The 3,404-nt window shown below is 35.0% G+C and carries 3 protein-coding genes; all 3 read right to left on the bottom strand.

Going from position 1 to position 3,404, the window contains the following annotated elements; translation table 11 throughout:
• Positions 1 to 141 precede the first annotated feature (141 nt).
• Positions 142 to 1,098, bottom strand: coding sequence for a ribose-phosphate diphosphokinase (locus D8M03_RS17305; protein ID WP_121216020.1), 957 nt, complete (start codon positions 1,096 to 1,098; stop codon positions 142 to 144).
• Between the two features lie 32 nt (positions 1,099 to 1,130).
• Positions 1,131 to 2,495 (bottom strand): bifunctional UDP-N-acetylglucosamine diphosphorylase/glucosamine-1-phosphate N-acetyltransferase GlmU, encoded by a 1,365-nt coding sequence (gene glmU, locus D8M03_RS17300; protein WP_121216019.1) that lies wholly within the window; start codon positions 2,493 to 2,495, stop codon positions 1,131 to 1,133.
• 201 nt (positions 2,496 to 2,696) lie between these two features.
• Complete coding sequence (gene spoVG / locus D8M03_RS17295) at positions 2,697 to 2,987, bottom strand: septation regulator SpoVG (RefSeq protein ID WP_121216018.1); 291 nt, start codon at positions 2,985 to 2,987, stop codon at positions 2,697 to 2,699.
• Between the last annotated feature and the right edge of the window lie 417 nt (positions 2,988 to 3,404).

Raw genomic sequence — 3,404 nt, 5'->3', positions numbered from 1 at the left:
ACTTTTATAACTACCAACGCTTCCAAAAACGACTCAACCACCTGGCACCGATAGAATATCGACACCAGATGGCTGCTTAGTCTCTTTTAAAGCTGTCTACTTGACTGGGGTAAGTCCAAACTTTGCCTCTTATTTATAATATTAATCAAATAATGTACTTACTGATTTGTTTTCATATACGCGAGAAATTGCATCAGCCATTAAGTTCGCTACAGAAAGTTGTTTAATTTTCGGAGATAACTTCTCTTCTGATAACTGAATTGTATTCGTTACAACTAATTCTTTAATAGCAGAGTTTTCAATACGCTCAATTGCTGGACCAGATAATACTGGATGTGAACAGCAAGCATATACATCTTTAGCGCCTGCTTCCATTAATGCGTTAGCACCAATTGTAATAGTACCAGCTGTATCAATAATATCGTCAATTAAAATACATACTTTTCCTTCAACGTTACCAACGATATTCATAACCTCAGCAACATTTGGCTTTGGACGACGTTTGTCAATAATTGCTATCGGTGCTTTTAAACGTTCTGCCATTTTACGTGCACGAGTTACTCCACCGTGGTCTGGTGAAACTACAACAATATCTTCTCCAACTAGTTTATTGTTGAAGTACTCAGATAATAAAGGAACAGCCATTAAATGATCAATTAAAATATCAAAGAAGCCTTGAATTTGTGGAGCGTGTAAATCTAAAACGATTACACGTGTAGCACCAGCCGTTTCTAAAAGGTTTGCAACAAGTTTTGCCGTAATTGGTTCACGTGCCTTAGCTTTACGGTCTTGACGTGCATATCCGTAATAAGGGATTACAACGTTAACTGTACGAGCAGATGCACGTTTTACAGCATCAACCATAATTAATAATTCCATTAAGTGTTCATTTACCGGAGCAGAAGTTGATTGAACGATAAATACGTCACAACCACGAATACTTTCTTCAATGCTAATTTGAATTTCACCGTCACTAAAATGTTTAACAGATGATTTTCCAAGCTCTACTCCCATAATTTCTGCGATTTCTTGAGCTAGTGGGTAATTAGAGTTTAATGAAAAGATTTTTAATTTTGAATCAGCGTAATGATACGGCATGATGGCCTCCTAAAAGTTTTTACAAATTTATTTTATTTTAGTTTCTTAGCGTAGTCTAGTTTATTTTCTTGTCTTGCACGTGCAATTGCAAGTGCATCTTCTGGAACTTCTTTTGTAATTGTTGATCCAGCAGCAATAAATGACCCTGCACCAATTTTTACTGGTGCAACTAAGTTTGAGTTACATCCTACAAAAACATTATCTTCAATTACTGTTTTGAATTTATTTTTACCATCATAATTCACTGTAATTGAACCACAACCAATATTTACATTACTTCCTACTTCAGCATCACCGATATAACTTAAGTGAGAAACTTTTGAATGATTACCTAAAGTACTCTTCTTCACTTCTACAAAGTTCCCAATTTTTACGTTATTACCAAGTTGTGCATCTGGACGTAAATGTGCAAATGGACCAACCGATGTATCTTCACCAACTATACTATTAGTGGCAACAGAATTTTGTACTGTTGAACGATCACCAATTTGGCAATTTACGATATGACTATTTGGACCGATAACACAATCTTCACCAATAATTGAATTTCCTTCAATGATTGTACCAGGTTGAATAACTGTATCTCTGCCAATAATAGCATTAACACTTATGTGCGTAGTTAAAGGGTTTACAATTGTTACCCCGTTACGCATATGCTTCTCGTTAATGCGATTACGCATGATACTTTCTGCTTGTGACAATGCTACACGATCATTTACACCTAATGTTTCTTCAAAATCTTCACATTGATAAGCCGAAACAATTTCGCCTTGTTTTTGCATGATTTCGATCACATCAGGTAAGTAGTATTCGCCTTGAGCATTTTCATTTTTTACAAGTTTTAATGCATCGAATAAGGCTTTATTGTCAAAGCAATAAGTACCTGTATTAATTTCTGTCACCAATTGCTGTTCTGGTGAAGCATCTTTTTGTTCTACAATTTGTTCAACCTGACCATTATTACCTCTTATTATGCGGCCATAACCAGTCGGATTATCAGCAACTGCTGTTAAAATAGTAGCTTTTGCATTTTGTGCTTGATGATGTTCAAATAATGCTTTAAATGTTTCAGTTCGAATTAAAGGTGTATCACCACAAACAACAAGTGTTGTTCCTTCTAATTCACCTAAAATCGTCTCTGCTTGTTTTACTGCATGTGCCGTTCCCAGTTGTTCAGCTTGAAGAACATACTCCGACTTTTCGCCAAGTTGTTCTTTAACTTTTTCAGCTCCGTGTCCAACGATTGTAACAATGCGATTAACATCTAATGTTTGGATATTATCCACAACATGTTCAACCATTGGCTTTCCGCAAACTGGATGGAGCACTTTATATAATTTGGACTTCATGCGAGTTCCTTGACCTGCAGCCAAAATGACTGCAAAAATGTTAGTCATTCTAAGTCCTCCATTTTGCTCATATTCTCTTTAGACTATATAGTAATTCATCTGTTTTTTCAAGGTATTCAAGCTTGACAAATCAATGACATCCCCCTTTGGAATAATTTGGCCTGTCTATTCATCCTATTAAAAAAATTTAATATTATGTGAATATAAAAAGAGCCAACTCATTACTGAGTGGCTCTACTAATTTTCATATTAAGCATTCGCTTCTTCAAGTTGTAAAGTATCTTCTTCACTAGATGCATGATATGCAGCAAGAACTACTTCTTGAAGTTTATTTCTTGTTTCAGAGTTAATTGGGTGTGCTATATCTCGGAACTCTCCATCTGGCGTTCTTTTACTTGGCATAGCAACGAATAATCCATTATTTCCATCAATCACTCGAATATCATGTACGACGAATTCATCATCTAGTGTGATGGAAGCAATAGCACGCATACGTCCATCAGTTTGAACACGTCGCAATCTAACGTCAGTAACTTCCATTCATCTCAACTCCTCTCATCTAGGATGCCTTTTAAAAAAATATAATTCTACAAAAATTTTAAAAGTCCTTCTTTTATTATAAAATATTTCTGAAAATTAGGAAGTTTTAATTTTAATTTTTTTCTACTAAATTTTGGAATATATATTAGTGGAAGCAAAACTCAAGTATATTTATACGATTTATTCCACTTTAGCTGATGCTTTTCAGAGGTACATTCTACTTGAATTTGTGAGATTATAAACTAGCATCTTCAACAACTCTCTTTTCTTTCAGGTGTCCCATCGTAGATTTCTATATGACGGATTGTAATATTAAGTGCAACACCTGTAAGTCAAAATAGAAGAAGCCCACAACGACCTCGTATAAAATGTTAGTTACCACACAAACATCAAAGGAGGAATCGTTATGAGCTATAC

Source organism: Ureibacillus endophyticus, from assembly GCF_003628435.1.
Lineage (GTDB): Bacteria > Bacillota > Bacilli > Bacillales_A > Planococcaceae > Ureibacillus > Ureibacillus endophyticus.
This window is presented reverse-complemented; position numbering and strand designations above follow the sequence as displayed.

Excerpts from the sequence above, each read along its gene's own strand:
- D8M03_RS17305 (WP_121216020.1), bottom strand. The coding sequence starts at position 1,098 with ATGCCGTATCATTACGCTGATTCAAAATTAAAAATCTTTTCATTAAAC.
- glmU (WP_121216019.1), bottom strand. The coding sequence starts at position 2,495 with ATGACTAACATTTTTGCAGTCATTTTGGCTGCAGGTCAAGGAACTCGC.
- spoVG (WP_121216018.1), bottom strand. The coding sequence starts at position 2,987 with ATGGAAGTTACTGACGTTAGATTGCGACGTGTTCAAACTGATGGACGT.